This is a genomic window from Streptomyces sp. NPDC127595 (assembly GCF_042671685.1).
Lineage (GTDB): Bacteria > Actinomycetota > Actinomycetes > Streptomycetales > Streptomycetaceae > Streptomyces.
The window spans coordinates 145,218-164,614 of sequence record NZ_JBHXWK010000006.1; the positions used below are offsets into that span (position 1 = coordinate 145,218).

A 19,397-nucleotide genomic window follows, 5' to 3' on the forward strand; every position below is an offset into this window, starting at 1 on the left:
TACGGGACCCTGTCGTCGTACGACGACAGGGTCTTCGGCGTTTTCCGACCCGGGCTAGGGTGCCGTCCATGGCGAATACGGAGAACGCGCAGAGCCCTGCCGCAGAGCGGGCGGCGGACAGGGCCGAGATCGGGGTCATCGGCGGCTCGGGGTTCTACTCCTTCCTCGACGACGTGACCGAGATACAGGTGGACACCCCCTACGGGCCGCCCAGCGACTCCCTGTTCCTGGGGGAGATCGCCGGGCGACGGGTCGCCTTCCTCCCCCGGCACGGCCGCGGCCACCATCTGCCGCCGCACCGCATCAACTACCGGGCCAACCTGTGGGCGTTGCGTTCCGTCGGCGCCCGCCAGATCCTCGGCCCCTGCGCGGTGGGCGGACTACGCCCGGAGTACGGACCTGGGACCCTGCTCGTGCCGGACCAGCTGGTGGACCGCACCCAGTCGCGGGCGCAGTCGTACTTCGACGGGCTTCCGCTGCCTGACGGCACGGTGCCGAACGTGGTGCACGTGTCGCTGGCCGACCCGTACTGCCCGGTCGGACGCAAGGCCGCTCTTGAAGCGGCGCGCGGGCGGAAGTGGGAGCCGGTGGAGGGCGGCACCCTCGTCGTCATCGAGGGCCCCCGGTTCTCCACCCGCGCCGAATCACTCTGGTATCAGGCGCAGGGCTGGTCCGTGGTGGGTATGACCGGCCACCCCGAAGCGGCGCTCGCCCGCGAACTGGAGCTCTGCTACACGTCCTTGACCCTCGTCACCGACCTCGACGCGGGGGCCGAGACCGGCGAGGGCGTCTCGCACGACGACGTCCTGAAGGTGTTCGCGGCGAATGTCGACCGGCTGCGGGGTGTGCTCTTCGACGCGGTCGCGGGGCTGCCGGAGAACGGGACGCGGGACTGTCTGTGCACGACGGCGCTGGGCGGGATGGATCCGGGGTTCGCGCTGCCGTAGTGAGGGTCGCGGGGGGGATGGGTGGTGGGCGGGACTCCTCGGGCGGCTCGGGACGGGGGTGGAACTTCCCGTTCGGGTGAGGGAGTTGTCCACAACCCGTCGGTGGTCCACGGGCTCCGGCGGGCTCGGCCACGAGGCCTCATCGTGGGATCGCAAGCCGATCTCTCGTCACAGGTGGTGGTCACCATGGCACAGCAACTCGCTCCTCTCGGGCCCCAGGCTTCTCTCGCTCCGGCGGGGCGGCCGACCGGCACGGATCCTGTACGTCCGCCGGATCCTGTACGTCCGCCGGGTGCGGACGCGCCTCCGACCTGCGAGGTGCCTCACTTTGCTCCCGTACGCGTACGCGGCGGGCGGTATCAGCTCCGGCGCCTCACCCGGCACCGGCGGCGGGCGGTGGCCGCCGGACTGGCGGTCACAGCGGCCGCGCTCATCGCGGCGTGCCCTCGTGACGCCGAGCGGGCACGGGGGCATCCGGCGAGCGCCGCCGCTTCCTCTTCCTCATCCGAATCGCCATCGGCATCGGCATCGGCATCGGCATCGACTCACGTACGCGAGCGGCGCGCGGTCGAGATGGTGACGGCGCCGGTGCGGATCGCCGACGCGGCCACGGTGCGGTTGCTGCGGCGGGGCGATCGAGTCGATGTGGTCGCGGCGGACAGCGGCGGCGAAGCGCGGGTGGTCGCGGCCGGGGTCCGGGTCACGGAGGTGCCGCAGTTCGACGCCACCGAGACCGGGGCGCTGGTCGTCCTGTCGGTCCCGCGGACCACGGCGGCGCGACTGGCCGGCGCGAGCGCGACCTCACGGCTGGCGGTGACGCTGTGCTGAGTTGTGCGGCCGGTGGTGACTCCGTGAGTGAAGAATCGGTGTCAAGTCCCTCGTTGGAGCTACCGAATTGGACAGGCCCGGCCCGCCCTGACGTAGGTTGCGGAGCTGTTTGTTCCACAACTTGTACAGAGGGGCCCCTCGGTGAGCGAGAAGAAGAAACCCAGTGTCCTGGACGGCTTCAAGGCCTTTCTGACGCGGGGAAACGTCGTCGACCTGGCAGTCGCGGTCGTCATCGGCGCGGCCTTCACCAACATCGTCAACTCTGTGGTGAAGGGAGTCATCAACCCGCTGGTGGGGGCGTTCGGCACGAAAAATCTAGACAGCTACAGCTCCTGCCTCAAGTCGCCCTGCACAGGAACCGGCGACACCGCGACTGGCATCCGGATCATGTGGGGCTCGGTGCTGGGCTCCGCGCTCAGCTTCGTGATCACCGCGGCCGTCGTCTACTTCCTGATGGTCCTGCCCATGTCCAAGTACCTGGCCCGGCAGGCGGCCCGCCAGAAGGCGAAGGAGGGCACGCAGGAAATGATGGAGGTGACCGAGCTGGAGGTGCTGAAGGAGATCCGCGACGCCTTGGTCGCGCAGCGTGGTTCGGGGCACAGCGAGAACTAGCGGGGAGAGTCTGGGCCGGGGTCCGGACGGGGCCGGCCAGGGCACGCACATGGGCCGGCGAGGCGCGGACGTGGTCCGGCAGGGCTCAGAGGTGGTCGGCCGGAGCTCCGAGGCGGTGGGTCACGGCTCGGACCTGGTCGGGCGCGGCTCAGATGTGGTGGGGCGGCTTCTCGTCGAGGAAGCGCTTGAGGTCGGCCGCACTGTCGCCGTCGCCGCCGGGCCGCTCGCCCCACCCACGGTCCGTGTCGTCCGAGGACTGCTGGCTCAGCGGGTCGTCGAAGACCAGCGCGGCGGGCTTGGGATCGCGCGGTTCGGGGGCGGGGGTGGGAGCGGTGCTCATGCCTTCAGGGTACGCGGAGGGCGCGGCGGGCGATCCCGGCCCAACCGGGCGCCGCAGGGGCTCGACGGGTAAGGAACCGCAGAGGGACGCCGAGGCAGGCAGGTCCCACGGGCCATTACCCGCGACTACCGGACCCCAGCCCGCTTGTGATCGCATTCACAAGAATTTCCGGAGCTTTTCTGCTGTGCTTGGCTGTATGACGTCGTCCCGTTCCGCTTCCGAATCCGCTGCGACGCCACGGCCTGCCGGTCGTGGGCCGTTGCGCAGAATGACCGCCCGCGGCCGCGACGAGGCGCACCGGGTGGCGTCGCCGCTGGAGCTCTTCTTCGACCTGTGCTTCGTCGTGGCCATCGCCCAGGCGGGCATCCAGCTGGTGCACGCCGTGGCCGAGGGGCACGCGGGTGAGGGCATCCTCAACTACGCGATGATCTTCTTCGCGATCTGGTGGGCCTGGATGAACTTCACCTGGTTCGCCTCGGCGTACGACAACGACGACGCGCTCTACCGGGTCGTCACGCTGGTGCAGATCGCCGGCGTCCTCGTACTCGCCGCCGGAGTGTCGCAGGCAGCCGACGAACACGACTTCCTGGTCGTCTGGCTCGGGTACGCGATCATGCGGTTCGCGATGATCGCGCAGTGGCTGCGGGTGGTGCGGTCGACGGAGGGTGCCGAGAGAACGACGGCTTCGCGGTACGCGGGCGGCGTGCTGCTGTGCCAGGTCGGCTGGCTGGGGCTGCTGTTCCTGCCGGAGCCCGGCAGGCCCTGGGTGTTCCTGGTGATGGCCCTCGCCGAGTTGTGCGTTCCGCTGTTCGCGGAGAAGGACTTCGCGACGTCCTGGCATCCACACCACATCTCCGAGCGGTACGGCCTGTTCACGATCATCGTCCTGGGCGAGACGATCGCCGCGGCCACGGTCGCTGTGAAGTCGGGTGTGGACGAGAACGACGCGCTCGGAGAACTGCTGCCGATCGCCGCGGGCGGACTGCTGATCGTCTTCTCCGCGTGGTGGATCTACTTCGTGGTGCCCATCCACGGGCATCTGCGGTCCAACAGACAGTCTTTCCTATGGGGTTACGGCCACTATCTGATCTACGCGTCGGCGGCCGCGATCGGCGCGGGACTCGAGGTGGCGGTCGAGCAGGCGGTCGGAAAGGCGCACATCTCGACGCTCGCCGCGTCCTCCGCCGTGACGCTGCCGACGGCGCTGTACCTCCTCACCGTCTGGGTGTTGCATTCGCGCTACTTCAAGGTGGGCATCGCCCAGCAGGCCGTCCTGCCGACCACCGCCTTGCTGGTCATCCTGTGCACGTTCCTGGGCGACCGTGCGGTGCTCGCGGCGGGCATCGTGTCGGCGCTGGCCGTCGTGGTCGGGGTGACATTGACGGCGCGGATGGTCACACGGGAGGAGGCACGGACCGCCTAGGGGAAACACTGTCGGCATGACAGTTGACGCTCTGACGGATGTCGCGGGTCTGCGGGTGGGGCATGCGACGCGTGCCGGCGACGGTTGGCTCACCGGTACCACGGTCGTGCTCGCCCCTCCGGGCGGCGCCACGGCGGCCGTGGACGTGCGCGGCGGCGGGCCGGGCACCAAGGAGACCGACGCGCTCGACCCGCGCAACCTGGTGCAGAAGGTCGAGGCGGTCGTACTGACCGGCGGCAGCACCTACGGGCTGGATTCGGCGTCCGGTGTGATGGCCTGGCTGGAGGAGCAGGGGCGCGGGGTACGGGTCGGCCCCGATCCGGCGCACGTCGTGCCGGTCGTCCCGGCCGCCGCTGTCTTCGACCTGGGCCGTGGCGGCGACTTCAGGGCCAGGCCGGACGCGTCGACGGGCCGCGCGGCGGTCGAGGCGGCCGACGCGAGCGAGCCCGGCGCTGCGGTGCGTGAGGGGTGCGTGGGCGCCGGTACGGGGGCGGTCGTCGGGACGGTCAAGGGTGGGGTCGGCACCGCGAGCGTAGTGCTCGACTCGGGGATCACGGTGGCCGCGCTGGTGGTGGCCAACGCGGCGGGGTCGGCGGTGCAGCCGGAGACGGGGGCGCTGTACGGGGAGCTGATGCAGGGGCGTACGCCGTACCCGTCGGCCGAGGTGCACGAGGCGGCGCAGCGACGGCTGGCCGAGGCCGCCGCGAAGAACGGCCCTCCCCCGCTGCACACCACGCTCGCGGTCGTCGCCACCGACGCCGACATCACGCGCGCCCAGGCGCAGAAGCTCGCGGGCACGGCGCACGACGGCATCGCGCGCGCCGTGCGTCCGGTCCACCTGCTGAGCGACGGGGACACGGTGTTCGCACTGGCCACGGGCGCCCGGCCGCTCGCCGACACAAACCCCCTCACACTCAACGACATCCTCGCGGCGGGCGCGGACGTGGTGATGCGGGCGATCGTACGGGCGGTGCGGGCGGCGGAGTCGGTGGACGGGGCGGGAGGGGTGTGGCCGGCGTACGAGGAGCTGTACGGGGGACGGGGACAGCGGGAGTAAGGACCTGGAAGGCAGGGGGTTTCACGGCCCCGGGGTGGGGTGATTGTCGCGGTTCTGTCACGTGATGGTGTTCACGGCGGACGGAGGGAACCCTTCACGCCGCTGCTCGCTCTTTCTCGACGTAGTGGAGCGGATCACCCACATCACGAGAATCTGGAGCAGCCCGTGGCAACGCCGGACAAAACAGCGCGGCGCACACTGGGGGCCTGTGCCGCCCTGATGGTCGGCGCCCTCACCCTCACCGCCTGCGGTGGCAACGCGAAAGCGGACAGCAAGAGCGGCAACGACGCGGGGAACGGCGCGAGTTCGGCCAAGACGTCCACGGCGACCCTCGTCATCTCGGCGAAGGATGGTTCGACGGGCGCCTCCATCAACGCGACCGGGGTGAAGGTCAGCGACGGCAAGCTCACCGACGTGAAGATGACGGTGTCCGGGACCGGGGCACCCGTGGCCGGGGCGATATCCGCGGACGGCAGCTCCTGGAAGCCGAACGAACAGTTGGAGCGCGGGACGAAGTATCAGATATCGGCCACGGCGAAGGACGCGAGCGGGCGCACCGCCGCGGCCAACTCCATCTTCACGACGGTCACCTCGAGCAACAGTTTCATCGGCACGTACACGCCCGACAACGGCACCACGGTCGGCGTCGGGATGCCGGTCTCGTTCAACTTCGACAAGGCGATCACCGACACGAAGGCCGTGCAGTCGCACATCACGGTGTCCTCCAGCAGCGGGCAGCAGGTGGTGGGGCACTGGTTCGGGACGCAGCGGCTCGACTTCCGGCCCGAGGAGTACTGGAAGGCCGGTTCCAAGGTCACGATGAAGATCGACCTGGACGGAGTCGAGGGCGCGAACGGCGTCTACGGGGTGCAGGAGAAGACCGTCAGCTTCACCATCGGGCGTTCCCAGGTGTCCACGGTCGACGTCAACACGCAGACCATGACGGTCGTGCGGGACGGAAAGACCCTCAAGAAGGTCCCGATCTCGGCGGGCAGCCCGGACCACACGACGTACAACGGGCAGATGGTGATCTCGGAGAAGTTCGTGCAGACGCGGATGAACGGGTCGACGGTCGGTTACGGCGGCGAGTACGACATCCCGGATGTGCCGCACGCGATGCGCCTGACGACTTCGGGGACATTCATCCACGGCAACTACTGGTACAACAAGGGCAATCCTCCCTTCGGTCGGGAGGGCACCAGCCACGGCTGTGTGGGGCTCGCCGACGTGCAGGGCGCGCAAGGGGACACCACCGCCAAGTGGTTCTACGACAACTCTCTCGTCGGGGACGTCGTGACCGTCAAGAACTCCCCCGACAAGACCGTCGCGCCGGACAACGGGCTCAACGGCTGGAACATGTCGTGGAGCGCGTGGACCGCGGGAAGTGCCGTCTGACGAGGGCTTTTTGACGCCCGGGCGGGCCGCGTGGGAACTTGCCGCGCGGCCCGCCCGTTTTCCGGCCGTACGTTTTCTCGGTTCGCGGACATGATGTCCGATCGAGGGGCTACGGTATGCACCCACAAGGTGACATGCAGCAACGCCGGGAGAAACCTTGAGCGTTCCGTACGAGACAGCAGCGTACGAACCACCCGAGTCGCCCGAGTCTCCGGAGGAGCATCTCGCGCGACTCCTCGGTCGTGCCCTGAATTCCTTCGAACTGCCGGACGAGACCATACGGCGGCTCGACTGCGCGCTGGCGCACGACAGTTCGCTGCACTCCGCACACCACAGCGCGGGCCTGCATCGCGAGACGTACCGGCACACGTGGCTGCTCGCCGACGGCTCGGCGGTCACGCTGTGGGAGCTGGTGCACAACACGGCACCCGGCAGCGATCCGCAGCACGAGGTGTACGTGGACAACGAGGAGCTGCGCGCCGCCACGGACCGGCTGCCGCTGCCCGCGGACACACCGGACTTCGAACTGGCCGTGCTCGTGCACCTGTCGCCGTTCCCCGAGCCGCGCCACGAGTACGTGCCCGACGCCTCGGCGGATCACGCACGGCGGCTGTTACGGCGAGCGGAGAATCCGGATCAGCCGGAGGCCGACATCGCGGCGCTGCTGACGAGTGAGGCGTGCGCGCACCAGATCACCCAGGCCTTCGGCCGCCCCTGCCGGACAGGCCGGCCGGGGATGTCCTTCTCGCTCTACGAGCACGCGTTCCTGCTGCGCGACGGGCAGGAGATCTCCCTGTGGGAGGTCGAGCACACGGCGACGCCCGACCGGCGGCACATGTGCGAGGTGTACGCCACGGAGGACGCGGCGCGGGACGCGATGGAGCGACGCGCCGCCCGGCTCAACTGACCCACGGAGCCAGTCGGCCACCGGAAGCCGTCTACGGGCGGCTTTCGCTGAACTGACGTACCAGACCGGCGAAAGCGGCGTGCTCCTGCGGGGTCAGTTCGACGGACTCGGTGTCAGGACCTGACCGTCGTTGGCGGGGCATCGCCCGGAGTACGTCGCCGTGGTGCCGGAGTACGTCGCCGTGGTGCCGGAGTGCGTCGCCGTGGTGCCGGAGTGCGTCGCCGTGGTGCCGGAGTGCGTCGCCGTGGTGCCGGACCGCGGCGGCCTGGGAGCGGCCCCGGCCCCCGCGCAGAAGGCGTACCAGCCCGACGACCCAGATGACGGTCGCCAGGGCGAGCGCGGCCGCACCTGTCAGCTGAAGGATCGACACTTGCTCGGGCATACTCGCCAGTAGACACCACGGTCCGGGACTTTGACCCCGGACCGTGACGTATCTCGCAGATGCAGCGAACAGCTCACAGGCTGCCTAAAGGGGCAGGCGGTAGCCGGTTGGCGTCTCAGGCCGCCGCCACCGGCTCCTTGCGCTCGGCCTTCGCTGATATCGGAGCGTCGGCGACCCCCGCGCCCGTGCCCTCGGGGGCCTGCTTGCGCATGCCCTTCAGGACGACCACCAGAGCGGTGGTGACACAGACGCCGGCGGCGATGGCGACCAGGTAGAGGAACGGGTTGCCGATCAGCGGGACCACGAAGATGCCGCCGTGCGGAGCGCGCAGGGTGGCGCCGAAGGCCATCGACAGGGCGCCGGTGACCGCGCCGCCCACCATGGACGACGGGATGACCCGCAGCGGGTCCGCCGCGGCGAACGGGATCGCGCCCTCCGAGATGAAGGAGGCGCCAAGGACCCAGGCGGCCTTGCCGTTCTCGCGCTCGGTCTGGGTGAACAGCTTGGCGCGGACGGTCGTGGCCAGCGCCATGGCGAGCGGCGGAACCATACCCGCCGCCATCACCGCGGCCATGATCTTCATCGCCGAGTCGCTGGGGCTCGCGACCGCGATACCCGCCGTGGCGAAGGTGTACGCGACCTTGTTGACCGGGCCGCCGAGGTCGAAGCACATCATCAGGCCGAGCAGGGTGCCGAGCAGGATGGCGTTGGTGCCGGTGAGGCCGTTGAGCCAGTCGGTCATGCCCTTCTGCGCGGACGCGATGGGTTTGCCGATGACCACGAACATCAGGAACCCGACGATCGCCGCGGAGATCAGCGGGATCACCACCACCGGCATGATGCCGCGCAGCGCCTTCGGGATCCTTACCTTCTGGATCGCGATCACCACGGCACCGGCGATGAGACCGGCGGCCAGACCGCCGAGGAAGCCCGCGTTGATGGTGAGGGAGATCGCGCCGCCGACGAACCCGGGGACCAGACCCGGCCGGTCCGCCATGCCGTACGCGATGTAGCCGGCGAGGACCGGGACGAGGAAGCCGAAGGCCACGCCGCCGATCTGGAAGAACAGCGCACCCCAGCTGTCCGCCTGCAGCCACATGAAGTGGTCCATGACGGACGGCGCCTTGTTGACCTGGTAGCCGCCGATCGCGAAGCCCAGGGCGATCAGCAGACCGCCCGCGGCGACGAACGGCACCATGTAACTCACGCCGCTCATCAGCCACTTGCGGAGCTTGCTGCCGTAACCCTCGCCGGACTCACCGGTGCGCTCCACCGGCGTGCCGGACGCGGCGCCCGCGGAGACCTCGCCGCGCTCCGCCTTGCCGCGGACCTCGGAGATCAGCTCGGCGGGGCGGTTGATGCCCGCCTTCACTCCGACGTCGACGGTCGGCTTCCCGGCGAAGCGGTCCTTCTCCCGTACGGGCACGTCGTGCGCGAAGATCACGGCGTCCGCCGCCGCGATGACCGCCGGGTCGAGCCGGGTGAAACCGGCCGAACCCTGCGGCTCGACGACGAGTTCGACACCGGCCTCGCGTCCCGCGTTCTCCAGCGACTCGGCCGCCATGTAGGTGTGCGCGATGCCGGTGGGACAGGAGGTGACGGCGACGATACGGAACGGGTGCTCGTCGGAGGTGGCGGTGGCACCCGGCGCCGGGGCGGGTCCGTCCTCGACGGTCGCACCCGGCGCCGGGGCCGCGCCGTCCGCGGCGGTGCCGGCGGAGGCCGCCGCGTTCGGCTCCGCCGCGGAGTTATTGGAGTTATTGGAGTTATTGGAGGCGGCGGTTGCCGCCTCGGGCTCGTCCCCGCGGATGAGCGCGGCCGCGGCCGCCGCGTCGTCCACCGACCGCAGCGCGGTCGTGAACTCGGCGTTCATCAGCTGCCGGGCGAGGGACGAGAGCATCGTGAGGTGGGCGTCGTCCGCGCCCGCGGGGGCGGCGATCAGGAAGATCAGGTCGGCGGGCCCGTCCGGCGCACCGAAGTCGACCCCGGCCGCACTGCGCCCGAAGGCGAGCGTCGGCTCGGTGACGTGAACGCTCCGGCAGTGCGGGATGCCGATGCCGCCGTCGAGTCCGGTCGGCATCTGGGCCTCGCGGGCGGCCACGTCGGCGAGGAAGCCGTCGAGGTCGGTCACCCGGCCCAGGGCCACCATGCGCTCGGCGAGGGCTCGTGCCGCCGCTTCCTTCGTATCGGCGGACAGGTCGAGGTCGACCAGGTCCGCGGTGATCATCTCGCTCATCGCGGGCTCCTTCGCACGCGTATCGCCCGGGGGAAGTCATGGGCGGGGGTGGGGACAGGGGTGAGGACGGAGGTGAGGACAGGGGTGAGTACTGGGGTGAGTACGGGGATCGGGTGAGGTGCTTGGCGGGTCGCGGAGGCGGGGCCAGTGGCGCCCCGCCTCCACTCGGCGGCGGGACCGGGCAAGCCCCGTCGTCGTATGGCTGCGGCGGGGACGGGGAAACCCCGCCGCTTCAGGGCCGGTTCGGGGGGTTCGGGAGGTTCGGGGGGTTCGGGGGGTTCGGGGGGTTCGGGGGGTTCGGGGGGTTCGGGGGGTTCGGGGGTGGTGGGTACGGAGGTGGTGGGTACGGAGGTGGTGGGTACGGAGGTGGTGGGTACGAAGGTGGTGGGTACGAAGCCTTCGTGCCCGGGGCCGACGAGGCCAGGGCGGGCGAGCCCAAGGCCGGTTCGTACCGAGCCCGCGAGTACGACGCCCACGCACCCGAGGCCGACGAGGACCGAGCCGGCGGGTACGAGGCCCACGTGCCCGGGGCCGACGAGGCCAGGGCGGGCGAGCCCAAGGCCGGTTCGTACCGAGCCCGCGAGTACGACGCCCACGCACCCGAGGCCGGCGAGGACCGAGCCGGTGAGCCCAGGGCCGGCGAGACCAGGTCCGGCGAGTACCGCATCCACATGCCCGACGACAGTGAGCCCAAGGCCTGCCGCACCGGCGTAGCGCGCGTTCATGACACTGGCTCCGTCAGGACGCGGTCCACCGGGATCTGCGATGTGACTGTCACGGCGGAGGGGTCGAGGTCGGCGGGGCCCGGCATCACGCTGCCGGGGAGCTGGACGGCCGCGGCGCCGTGGGCGACGGCGGAGGCCAGCGCTTTCGGGCCGCTGCCGCCGGCGATCAGGAACCCGGCGAGCGAGGAGTCACCGGCGCCCACGTTGCTGCGTACGCCGTCCACCCGGGCGCTCGCGAACCAGGCGCCCTCGGCGTCCACGAGCAACTGGCCGTCGGCGCCCAGGCTCGCGAGCACGGCGCGCGCGCCCAGTTCACGCAACTCCTCGGCCGCCTTCACCGCGTCGCCCACCGTGGTAAGGGGACGCCCGACGGCTTCCGCGAGCTCCTCGGCGTTGGGCTTCACCACGTCGGGCCGCTCGCGCAACGCAGCGAGCAGCGCCGGGCCGGAGGTGTCCAGCGCGATCCGGGCGCCCGCCGCATGGGCACGGGCGACGAGATCGGCGTACCAGGAAGGCCCGAGCCCGCGCGGCAGGCTGCCGCAGCAGGTGATCCAGTGGGTCTCACCCGAGCGGTACTGCGAGCGGACGGTCTCCAGGAGGAGTTCGGCCTCGGCGGCGGAGAGTTCGGGGCCGGGCGCGTTGATCTTCGTCATGGTGCCGTCGGGTTCGGCGACCGAGATGTTCGAGCGGGTCGCCCCGGCTATCGGGACCGGCGCGACCTCGATGCCCTGCGCGTCGAGCAGGTCGGCGACGAGTGCGCCGGGCGCACCACCCAGGGGCAGGACGGCGACCGTGCGCTGCCCGGCGGCCGCGACCGCGCGCGAGACGTTCACGCCCTTGCCGCCCGGGTCCATGCGTTCGCCGGTGGCCCGGATGACCTCGCCGCGGTCTAGCGACGGGACCTCGTACGTACGGTCGAGGGAGGGGTTGGGCGTGACGGTGAGGATCATGCGCACTCGTTTCTCAACTCTCGACACACAGCGGTCACGTACCGCTTGCCGCTTTCCGCTCAATACACACAGCGCCTCAAAGGCAGAGGGCTCTATACACACAGCACTTCGGTGCCGCCGCGTTCGATGGCGGCGGCGTTGTCCGGGCTCAGCCCGCGGTCGGTGATCAGCAGGTCCACATCACTCAGGTCGCCGAAGCGGGCGAAGTGCTCCTGGCCGTGCTTGGAGGAGTCGGCCAGCAGCACCACGCGGCGCGCGGCACGCATGGTCGCGCGCTTGACGGCGGCCTCGGCGAGGTCGGGGGTGGTCAGTCCGTACGAGACGGAGAAGCCGTTGGCCGCGATGAAGAGGACGTCGGCGCGGATCTCGGTGTAGGCGCGGAGCGCCCAGGCGTCCACAGCGGCGCGCGTACGGTGCCTCACGCGTCCCCCGACGAGATGGAGTTGGATGCCGGGGTGGTCCGCGAGGCGGGCCGCGATCGGCAGGCTGTGGGTGACGACGGTGAGCGTCGCCTCCAGCGGGACCGCTCCGGCGAGCCGGGCGACCGTCGATCCGGCGTCCAGGATCACCGTGCCGTCGTGCGGCAGTTCGGCGACGGCGGCCTGCGCGACACGGTCCTTCTCGTCGGCCGCCGTGTACTCGCGCTCGGCGAGGTCGGGCTCGAAGTCCAGGCGCCCGGCCGGTATCGCGCCACCGTGCACCCGGCGTACGAGGCCCGCGCGGTCCAGCGCCTTCAGGTCCCGGCGGATGGTCTCCGCGGTGACCTGGAACTCCTCGGCCAGTGACACCACGTCAACCCGGCCGCCGTCACGGGCGAGCCGGAGGATCTCCTGCTGCCGCTCCGGTGCGTACATGTCCGTTCGCCTCCGAGTCATGCCCGAACCTGTGGTTTCAATCGGAGGCTACGCCCGGATTTCCGGAAAGTAAACAGGTTCGGGCGCGACCCGGACATGAACGGACTTCGGTTGCCGAGGGCAACACAAACCGGGGGCAACGCCAACCGGAGCAGAGCAAACCGGAGCAGAGAGGGGCAGAGCAGAGCGGGGCAGAGCAAACCGGGGCAACGCAAAGGGCCCGGCACCTACAGCATCGCTGCGGTACCGGGCCCCTTCCCCCTTCAGTCCTGGTTCACGAAACGAGCGCGGGCGCCTTCGTGACCTCGTCGGACGACGCGTCCCCCGCACCCTCCACACCCTCCACATGCTGCGCCGGCAGCTTCGGCAGCGCGAACATCAGCAGGAAGATGGCCGCCATCACCGCCGCGACCCAGCCCAGCGCGTGTTGGAAGGCGTTCACGAAGGCCGGGCCCACCTCGGCCAGGGCCAGCCGGTCAGCCATCGTGCCGTAGAAGACGACGGAGACCAGGCCGAGACCCAGCGCGTTGCCCATCTGCTGCACGGTGTTGATGAGCCCGGACGCCGAACCGGAGTGCTCGCGCGGCACCTCCGACAGCACGGCGTCCGTCAGCGGCGCCACGATGAAGCCCATCCCCGCGCCCATGACCACCAGGGGAAGCGCCATCTGCCAGGAGTGGATGGACATGCCGTACCGCTCGGACTCCCAGATGTAGAGGAGTACGCCGGCCGCCATGAGCAGCGCGCCCGCCTGGAGCACCTTGCGCCCGAAGCGCGGCACCAGCAACTGCACCGACATCCCCGCCGCCACCGACACCGCGATGGAGAACGGCACCCCGGTCAGCCCGGCCCGCAGCGGGCTCCAGCCCAGACCGGTCTGCATGTAAAGCGTCCAGACCAGGAAGAAGATGCCGAGCGCGACACCGAAGACGGTCTGTACGGCGATGCCCGCCGCGAAGCTCTTCACCTTGAAGAGGGAGAGCTCGACGAGCGGCGAACTGTCGATCCGCGCCTTCCGCTTCTCGTACGCCACCAGCGCCGCGAAGACGACGAGGGCGCCGGCCATCGACACGTACCCCCACAGCGGCCAGTCCAGCTCCTCGCCGCGCGTCAGCGGGTAGAGCAGCATCACCAGTCCGAGCGCGACGAGGGCGACACCGACGAGGTCGAGCTTGAGGGCCCGCGGGGCCTTGGACTCGGTGATGAAGCGGCGGCCCAGGATCAGGCCCGCGATGCCGACGGGAAGGTTGATGAGGAAGATCGGCCGCCATTCGAGGCCGAACAGGTTCCACTCGGTGAGCAGTGCGCCGAGCAGCGGCCCGGACACGGCGCCCAGTCCGACGACCGCGCCGAACAGCCCGAACACGTTCCCCCGCTCGTGCGCCGGGAAGGTCGCGTGCACGATCGACAGCACCTGCGGCACCATCATCGCGGCCATCCCGCCCTGGAGGATGCGGGAGGCGACGAGCATCTCGGGGTTCACGGCGAAACCGCACAGGGCCGATGCGATCGTGAATCCCCCTATGCCGACCAGGAAGAGCCGCTTACGTCCGTGGATGTCGCCGAGCCGCCCGCCGGTGATGAGCCCGGCGGCGAAGGCCAGCGCGTAACCCGCCGTGATCCACTGGATCTGGCTGACCGAGGCGCCCGCATCCCGCTGGATGGACGGGATCGCGATGTTGACGATCGTGACGTCGACGAGGTCCATGAAAGCCGCGGTCATCACGATCGCGAGTGCGAACCAACGGCGTCGGTCGGCCGCTGGGGCCGGGCTGTCGAGAAGAGTCTCGGTGGAGGTCATGCACCGAAGGTAGAACCCCATTAGGTCAGATCATGTCCTAGTTGTGCGGCACTCTGAGAGACATGACGACGGCAGCGCGGACCTACGCAAGGGCGGGCATGACGACAGGGGCGAAGACATGACCACGGACACACCGGCCAGGCTTCTCCAGCTCCTCTCCCTCCTCCAGACGCCCCGCGAGTGGCCCGGCGGCGAGCTGTCGGAGCGGCTCGGAGTGTCCCGTCGTACCGTCCGGCGGGACATCGACCGGCTCCGCGAGCTGGGCTATCCGGTGCAGGCGACCAAGGGCGCCGACGGTGGATACCGGCTCGTGGCGGGGAAGGCGATGCCGCCGCTCGTGCTCGACGACGAGGAGGCGGTGGCGATCGCGGTGGGGCTGCGGGCCGGCGCCGGGCACGCGGTCGAGGGCGTGGAGGAGGCCTCCGTACGGGCCCTCGCCAAACTGGAACAGGTGCTGCCGTCGCGGCTGCGGCACCGGGTGTCCACCTTGCAGGCGGCGACCACCGCGCTCACCAGCGGCGACGGAGCGAGCATCGCGCCCGAGACGCTGACCGTGATGGCCTCGACCGTGGCAGGCAGGGAGCGGCTGCGGTTCGCCTATCGCTCCGGGGACGGGACACCGTCGCGCCGGCTGACCGAGCCGTACCGCCTCGTCTCCACGGGCCGTCGCTGGTACCTCGTCGCGTACGACCTCGACCGCGAGGACTGGCGTACGTTCCGCGTCGACCGGGTCACCGAACCCTTCGCGACCGGGACGCGGTTCGCTCCGCGCGAGCTGCCGACGGGGAACGCGGCGGAGTATTTGCGGCAGTCGATGTACAAGCGTCAGGAGACATACGACTTCGACGTCACCTTCGCCGCGCCGGCCATGTTCGTCGCCGCACGGCTGCCCGCCTGGCTCGGGACGCCCGAGCCGATCGACGACCACAGCTGCCGGCTGCGTTCCTCCGCCGGGGACTCCGTGGAGTGGCTCGCGGTGCGGCTGGCGATGGTCGACTGCGAGTTCACGGTGCGGGAGCCGGTGGAACTCGTGGGGTGTCTACGGGAGTTGGGGGTGCGGTTGACACGGGCGGCGGGCGGGGTGGCCTCGGAGGATGAGGGGAATCAGGCCGCGCGGTGATCGGCGTACGCGACTCGCAGTGTGTACGCGAGTTCCCGGCGCGGACGCGGTACTACACGGCCGGGGATGCCGGGAGGGCGGCGTACACCGATGTGGTGTCGGGTACGCCGCCCTGGCGCGACCTCGACGGTGCTCTCGGTCTCCGCCGGAGGCGCGGACCCGGCGAGCGAGTTGTGCACCTGCCCACGCCCGGTACTGGCGTCGAGCCAGGCGGCGGTGCCCTGGCGGATGCCGATGTCGATGGCGCCGTAGGACGTCTACAACTGGACTGTGCCGGAGGCCACTTCCGCGATGCGCAGGGCGCCGTGGGCGGTGGTGGTGGTGACCGAGCCTTCGGCGCGCTGGATACCGATGTCACCGTAGGCACCGCTCGCCCGCAGGTCGCCGGCGGGGTGAGCCACGCCTCCGTTCCTCACCCGGTGTGCCACGGAAAGTCGCGCAGGGAACCGAGGTTGCGCACCGCGAGCGCGACCGGACCGGCCAGTCCGTCTGCCGGGTCGTCGCCGGCGGCCCACGCCTCCACTGCGACGCGCACCGCCGCGCTGGCCAGGGCGGCACCGAGTCGGATCTCAGGGGTGAGCGGCGAGGGGTCGCCGGGCGGGCTGGAGCCGGGGCCGGGTGGGGGTGCGGCGGCGGGCGCGGCAGGCACGGCGACAGGCAAGGCAGGTGCGGCGGGTGCGGCGACGGGCTCGGCGGGTCCGGCACAGGTCTCAGCGGGTCCGGCGACGGGCAAGGCAGGCACGGCGGATGCGGCGCCGGGCTCGGCGGGTGCGGCGTCCGCGGCAGCCACGGCGGGTGGGACGGGCGCGGCGACGGGCAAGGCAGGCACGGCGGGCGCGGCGACGGGCTCAGCAGCAGGCACGGCGGGTCCGGTGACGGGCCCGGCAGCAGGCACGGCCGGCCCAGTGGGCGCGCCCGCACCCACACCGCCCCGCGCATCCTCACCCACCGCGGTGCCCGCCCGCGCCGCCAGTACCTCCGCCAGCGTCCGCTCCGCGGTATGGCATGCCTCGCCCCACACCCTCAGCAGGGCCGGGCTTCCCTCGGCCAGCCGGAGCAGGGAGCGGACCCACTGCAGGGACTCCGCGCGCACCCCGACCCCGGGTGTCATCGTCTGGACGACCCCGTGGTGGAGGGCCTCGGGGACGGTCAGGTGGACCGGGGCGTCGCGCACCGTCTCGGCCCATTTCTGGGCACCTGCGGCGAAGAGGGGGGCGAGGGACTCCTCCTTGCTCGCGAAGTAGCGGTAGAAGGTGCGCGGGGCGATGCCGGCGGCGCGGGCGATGTCCTCGGCGCGGGTGGCGCGCAGGCCGTTGCGCATGAAGAGCCCGGCGGCGGCTCGGGCGATGTCCATGCGGGTGGCGGCCTTGCGCCGCTCGATCAGCGAGGGAACCTGACCGTCGGGCGAGGAACTCGGGGCCGCGCGGTCGCCGGACGCCTGGCGCGCAGGGGCGCGGGCAGGACGTACGCCGGGCTCCGCACCGCCGGCGCCGGAAGAAGCCGCAGCCACCGAGGCCGCCGCGTCCGCGGAGGCCCGGGCCGCATGTTCGGTACCGCTCACGGACGGCAGGTTATGCCTCTGTGGCACAATCTGCCATTCGGGTCACCCCGGGGTTCAGGTTCGGGGTGGCCCGTCAAACGACCTGCCCGGAAGCAGCCTGCCACGCGCGAGGCACACGAGCCGATGGGCAAGGGGCACGAGCCGACGGGCAAGAACCTCACGAGTACCAGTACGAGTACGAGTACAGGTACCAGTACGAGTAGCCCGGCTCGGAAGCTGCCCGGCCGGGAACCACCCGAGCCCCACATTCCGCCCCACAGACAACTCCCCCACAGACAACTCCCCCACAGGACAAAAAGGAGCCGAGCCCCGGCGCCAGGGGGGAGAGGCGCCGGAGCTCGGCTCTGGAAGAGTCCCGGCGCGGGGGGGGTGTGCGTCGGGACTCGGCTTGGGGGATCACGGACGTATGCCCGGGACCTTGAGGCCTAACCCTGGGCCCTGAAGTCTTGTTCCCAGAGCCCAGCAACTTGAAGCGGCCTAACACGGCCATGTCCGGTCGGCCTGTGGCCGACATCTGTCGGTAACGAAGGGCCTGGCTTACGCAGCCGCGTCGAAACCTGTGTCGCGTGCCAGCTTCTTCAGTTCGAGCAGCGCGTGCTTCTCGATCTGGCGGATGCGCTCTCGCGTGAGGCCGTGCTCCTTGCCGACCTCCGTGAGCGTGCGCTCCCGGCCGTCCTCGATGCCGTACCGCATCTTGATGATCGAGGCCGTGCGCTGGTCGAGGCGGCCGATCAGGTCGTCCAGCTCCTCGCTGCGCAGCAGCGTCATCACCGACTGCTCGGGCGAGACCGCGGAGGTGTCCTCGAGCAGGTCGCCGAACTGGGTGTCTCCATTGTCATCCACCGCCATGTTCAGCGAGACCGGGTCGCGGGCCCAGTCCAGGACGTCCGCCACGCGCTCCGGTGTGGAAGCGAGCTCGGTGGCGATCTCGGAGTGCTCCGGCTCGCGCCCGTGCTCGCGATTGAACTCGCGCTGCACGCGCCGGATCCGGCCCAGCTCCTCGACCAGGTGGACGGGGAGGCGGATCGTGCGCGACTGGTCCGCGATGGAGCGGGTGATGGCCTGGCGGATCCACCACGTCGCATACGTGGAGAACTTGAAGCCCTTGCGGTAGTCGAACTTCTCGACCGCGCGCACCAGGCCGGCGTTGCCCTCCTGGATCAGGTCCAGCAGGGGCAGGCCGCTGCGCGGATAGCGGCGGGCCACGGCGACGACCAGGCGCAGGTTCGAGCGGATGAAGACGTCCTTGGCACGCTCGCTCTCGGCGACCAGCGCCTCCAGCTCCTCGCGGGACGCGTCCGCCTTGGCCTGCTCCCCGCCTTCGAGGATCTGCCGCGCGAACACACCTGCCTCGATGGTCTGGGACAGCTCTACTTCCTTGGCGGCGTCGAGCAGCGGCGTACGCGCGATCTCGTCGAGGTACATGCCGACCAGGTCGCGGTCGGCGATCTCGCCGCCTACGACGCGAACACTGCGTGCACCGTCGCTGGTCTCGCCGGAGGCGGACTTACGACGGGCGACGGCACGGGTTGCCATGCGTGCTCCCTTGCGATGGTGGGCTTGCGGGTCGGTCCGGACACTTTGGGCTCACCCTCCCGGGTGCCCGGCATCCGAAGGAAACAACGACTGGAATCCGGACAGAATTCCCAACCCGCCCCTCGATTTTTCTGATCATGCAGTACCCTGTCCCGCCACAGAGGGGTGCCAGATGACGACAGAACGTACAGAAGTGCTGGTCAGGCCGGGATCCGAGGGTGATCTCGACGCCCTCACGGCCATCTACAACCACTATGTTCGTGAGACGCCCATCACATTCGATACCGCTGTCTTCACCGCGGAAGAGCGTCGTTCGTGGCTGCTCTCCCACCCTGAAGACGGACCGCACCGCCTGATGGTTGCCACGGACGTGGACTCACAGACAACTCTTGGGTACGCCACCAGCAGCCCGCACCGCCCGAAGCCCGCGTACGCCACCTCGGTCGAGGTCACCATCTACCTCGCCCCCGACGCGGCCGGCCGCGGCATCGGCACCCTCCTCTACGAAGCCCTCTTCGAGGCCCTGGAGGGCGAGGACCTGCACCGCGCCTACGCGGGCATCGCCCTGCCCAACGAGGCGTCCACGCGGCTGCACGAACGCTTCGGGTTCCGGCACATCGGCACCTACCGCGAGGTGGGCCGCAAGTTCGGCCGCTACTGGGATGTGGCCTGGTACGAGAAGGAGCTGTGACCCGGTAGCCGCAGGGGCACCGGAGGCACCGG

The 19,397-nt window shown here is 70.5% G+C and carries 19 protein-coding genes; 9 read left to right on the forward strand and 10 right to left on the reverse strand.

Features of this window, described 5'->3' with window-relative positions; all coding sequences use genetic code 11:
* The first annotated feature begins 68 nt into the window (after positions 1-68).
* From ACFVKT_RS20500 to ACFVKT_RS20510, 3 genes are all read left to right on the forward strand, one after another.
* Positions 69-947, forward strand: coding sequence for an S-methyl-5'-thioadenosine phosphorylase (locus tag ACFVKT_RS20500; RefSeq protein ID WP_385733431.1), 879 nt, complete (start codon positions 69-71; stop codon positions 945-947).
* Positions 948-1,265: 318 nt separating this feature from the next.
* The gene (locus ACFVKT_RS20505) at positions 1,266-1,775 is read left to right on the forward strand and encodes a hypothetical protein (protein ID WP_385733433.1); all 510 of its coding nucleotides are present in this window, start codon (positions 1,266-1,268) and stop codon (positions 1,773-1,775) included.
* 141 nt (positions 1,776-1,916) lie between these two features.
* Positions 1,917-2,387 carry an MscL family protein gene (locus ACFVKT_RS20510; protein ID WP_385733435.1) on the forward strand — a complete coding sequence of 157 codons (471 nt, stop codon included), beginning with the start codon at positions 1,917-1,919 and terminating at the stop codon, positions 2,385-2,387.
* Positions 2,388-2,535: 148 nt separating this feature from the next.
* On the opposite strand, the gene ACFVKT_RS20515 is transcribed toward ACFVKT_RS20510, so the two are convergent.
* Complete coding sequence (locus ACFVKT_RS20515) at positions 2,536-2,727, reverse strand: hypothetical protein (RefSeq protein ID WP_385733437.1); 192 nt, start codon at positions 2,725-2,727, stop codon at positions 2,536-2,538.
* 196 nt (positions 2,728-2,923) lie between these two features.
* On the opposite strand from ACFVKT_RS20515, the gene ACFVKT_RS20520 reads away from it, so the two are divergent.
* From ACFVKT_RS20520 to ACFVKT_RS20535, 4 genes are all read left to right on the forward strand, one after another.
* Complete coding sequence (locus ACFVKT_RS20520; RefSeq protein ID WP_385733439.1) at positions 2,924-4,150, forward strand: low temperature requirement protein A; 1,227 nt, start codon at positions 2,924-2,926, stop codon at positions 4,148-4,150.
* Positions 4,151-4,166: 16 nt separating this feature from the next.
* On the forward strand, positions 4,167-5,207 hold the full coding sequence (locus ACFVKT_RS20525) for a P1 family peptidase (RefSeq protein WP_385733441.1): 1,041 nt from the start codon (positions 4,167-4,169) through the stop codon (positions 5,205-5,207).
* Between the two features lie 165 nt (positions 5,208-5,372).
* Positions 5,373-6,602: an Ig-like domain-containing protein gene (locus ACFVKT_RS20530; RefSeq protein ID WP_385733443.1), complete on the forward strand. Its 1,230-nt coding sequence runs from the start codon at positions 5,373-5,375 to the stop codon at positions 6,600-6,602.
* A gap of 157 nt (positions 6,603-6,759) precedes the next feature.
* A complete protein-coding gene (locus ACFVKT_RS20535; protein WP_385733445.1) occupies positions 6,760-7,509 on the forward strand; it encodes a DUF6227 family protein in 750 nt (249 codons plus the stop codon).
* A 31-nt stretch (positions 7,510-7,540) separates the two neighbouring features.
* On the opposite strand, the gene ACFVKT_RS20540 is transcribed toward ACFVKT_RS20535, so the two are convergent.
* The 6 genes from ACFVKT_RS20540 to ACFVKT_RS20565 all read right to left on the reverse strand — a co-directional run bounded on the left by ACFVKT_RS20540 (position 7,541) and on the right by ACFVKT_RS20565 (position 14,457).
* On the reverse strand, positions 7,541-7,891 hold the full coding sequence (locus tag ACFVKT_RS20540; RefSeq protein ID WP_385733447.1) for a hypothetical protein: 351 nt from the start codon (positions 7,889-7,891) through the stop codon (positions 7,541-7,543).
* A 115-nt stretch (positions 7,892-8,006) separates the two neighbouring features.
* Positions 8,007-10,127 carry a fructose-specific PTS transporter subunit EIIC gene (locus tag ACFVKT_RS20545; protein WP_385733449.1) on the reverse strand — a complete coding sequence of 707 codons (2,121 nt, stop codon included), beginning with the start codon at positions 10,125-10,127 and terminating at the stop codon, positions 8,007-8,009.
* Positions 10,124-10,852 carry a hypothetical protein gene (locus tag ACFVKT_RS20550; protein WP_385733451.1) on the reverse strand — a complete coding sequence of 243 codons (729 nt, stop codon included), beginning with the start codon at positions 10,850-10,852 and terminating at the stop codon, positions 10,124-10,126. The genes ACFVKT_RS20545 and ACFVKT_RS20550 overlap by 4 nt, the downstream gene beginning before the upstream one ends.
* Positions 10,849-11,802 carry a 1-phosphofructokinase gene (gene pfkB, locus ACFVKT_RS20555; protein WP_385733453.1) on the reverse strand — a complete coding sequence of 318 codons (954 nt, stop codon included), beginning with the start codon at positions 11,800-11,802 and terminating at the stop codon, positions 10,849-10,851. The genes ACFVKT_RS20550 and pfkB overlap by 4 nt, the downstream gene beginning before the upstream one ends.
* 92 nt (positions 11,803-11,894) lie before the next feature.
* Positions 11,895-12,656, reverse strand: a complete 762-nt coding sequence (locus ACFVKT_RS20560) for a DeoR/GlpR family DNA-binding transcription regulator (RefSeq protein ID WP_385734202.1) — start codon at positions 12,654-12,656, stop codon at positions 11,895-11,897.
* 274 nt (positions 12,657-12,930) lie between these two features.
* Entirely contained in the window at positions 12,931-14,457 is a 1,527-nt protein-coding gene (locus ACFVKT_RS20565; RefSeq protein WP_385733455.1) for an MFS transporter, read from the reverse strand.
* 118 nt (positions 14,458-14,575) lie between these two features.
* Between ACFVKT_RS20565 and ACFVKT_RS20570 the strand changes: the two genes are divergently transcribed.
* On the forward strand, positions 14,576-15,577 hold the full coding sequence (locus ACFVKT_RS20570; protein WP_385733457.1) for a helix-turn-helix transcriptional regulator: 1,002 nt from the start codon (positions 14,576-14,578) through the stop codon (positions 15,575-15,577).
* Between the two features lie 257 nt (positions 15,578-15,834).
* Here the strand turns inward: ACFVKT_RS20570 and ACFVKT_RS20575 are convergent, their stop codons facing one another.
* From ACFVKT_RS20575 to ACFVKT_RS20585, 3 genes are all read right to left on the reverse strand, one after another.
* Positions 15,835-15,978 (reverse strand): hypothetical protein, encoded by a 144-nt coding sequence (locus tag ACFVKT_RS20575; protein ID WP_385733459.1) that lies wholly within the window; start codon positions 15,976-15,978, stop codon positions 15,835-15,837.
* An 11-nt stretch (positions 15,979-15,989) separates the two neighbouring features.
* Positions 15,990-17,138, reverse strand: a complete 1,149-nt coding sequence (locus tag ACFVKT_RS20580) for a TetR/AcrR family transcriptional regulator (RefSeq protein WP_385733461.1) — start codon at positions 17,136-17,138, stop codon at positions 15,990-15,992.
* A gap of 537 nt (positions 17,139-17,675) precedes the next feature.
* Positions 17,676-18,674, reverse strand: a complete 999-nt coding sequence (locus ACFVKT_RS20585) for an RNA polymerase sigma factor RpoD/SigA (protein ID WP_385733463.1) — start codon at positions 18,672-18,674, stop codon at positions 17,676-17,678.
* A 172-nt stretch (positions 18,675-18,846) separates the two neighbouring features.
* On the opposite strand from ACFVKT_RS20585, the gene ACFVKT_RS20590 reads away from it, so the two are divergent.
* Positions 18,847-19,365, forward strand: a complete 519-nt coding sequence (locus ACFVKT_RS20590) for a GNAT family N-acetyltransferase (RefSeq protein WP_385733465.1) — start codon at positions 18,847-18,849, stop codon at positions 19,363-19,365.
* Positions 19,366-19,397: the final 32 nt, after the last annotated feature.

Coding starts and splice junctions, on each gene's coding strand:
- ACFVKT_RS20500 (WP_385733431.1), top strand. CDS start 69: ATGGCGAATACGGAGAACGCGCAGAGCCCTGCCGCAGAGCGGGCGGCG.
- ACFVKT_RS20515 (WP_385733437.1), bottom strand. CDS start 2,727: ATGAGCACCGCTCCCACCCCCGCCCCCGAACCGCGCGATCCCAAGCCC.
- ACFVKT_RS20520 (WP_385733439.1), top strand. CDS start 2,924: ATGACGTCGTCCCGTTCCGCTTCCGAATCCGCTGCGACGCCACGGCCT.
- ACFVKT_RS20525 (WP_385733441.1), top strand. CDS start 4,167: ATGACAGTTGACGCTCTGACGGATGTCGCGGGTCTGCGGGTGGGGCAT.
- ACFVKT_RS20540 (WP_385733447.1), bottom strand. CDS start 7,891: ATGCCCGAGCAAGTGTCGATCCTTCAGCTGACAGGTGCGGCCGCGCTC.
- ACFVKT_RS20545 (WP_385733449.1), bottom strand. CDS start 10,127: ATGAGCGAGATGATCACCGCGGACCTGGTCGACCTCGACCTGTCCGCC.
- ACFVKT_RS20550 (WP_385733451.1), bottom strand. CDS start 10,852: ATGAACGCGCGCTACGCCGGTGCGGCAGGCCTTGGGCTCACTGTCGTC.
- pfkB (WP_385733453.1), bottom strand. CDS start 11,802: ATGATCCTCACCGTCACGCCCAACCCCTCCCTCGACCGTACGTACGAG.
- ACFVKT_RS20560 (WP_385734202.1), bottom strand. CDS start 12,656: ATGTACGCACCGGAGCGGCAGCAGGAGATCCTCCGGCTCGCCCGTGAC.
- ACFVKT_RS20565 (WP_385733455.1), bottom strand. CDS start 14,457: ATGACCTCCACCGAGACTCTTCTCGACAGCCCGGCCCCAGCGGCCGAC.
- ACFVKT_RS20570 (WP_385733457.1), top strand. CDS start 14,576: ATGACCACGGACACACCGGCCAGGCTTCTCCAGCTCCTCTCCCTCCTC.
- ACFVKT_RS20585 (WP_385733463.1), bottom strand. CDS start 18,674: ATGGCAACCCGTGCCGTCGCCCGTCGTAAGTCCGCCTCCGGCGAGACC.
- ACFVKT_RS20590 (WP_385733465.1), top strand. CDS start 18,847: ATGACGACAGAACGTACAGAAGTGCTGGTCAGGCCGGGATCCGAGGGT.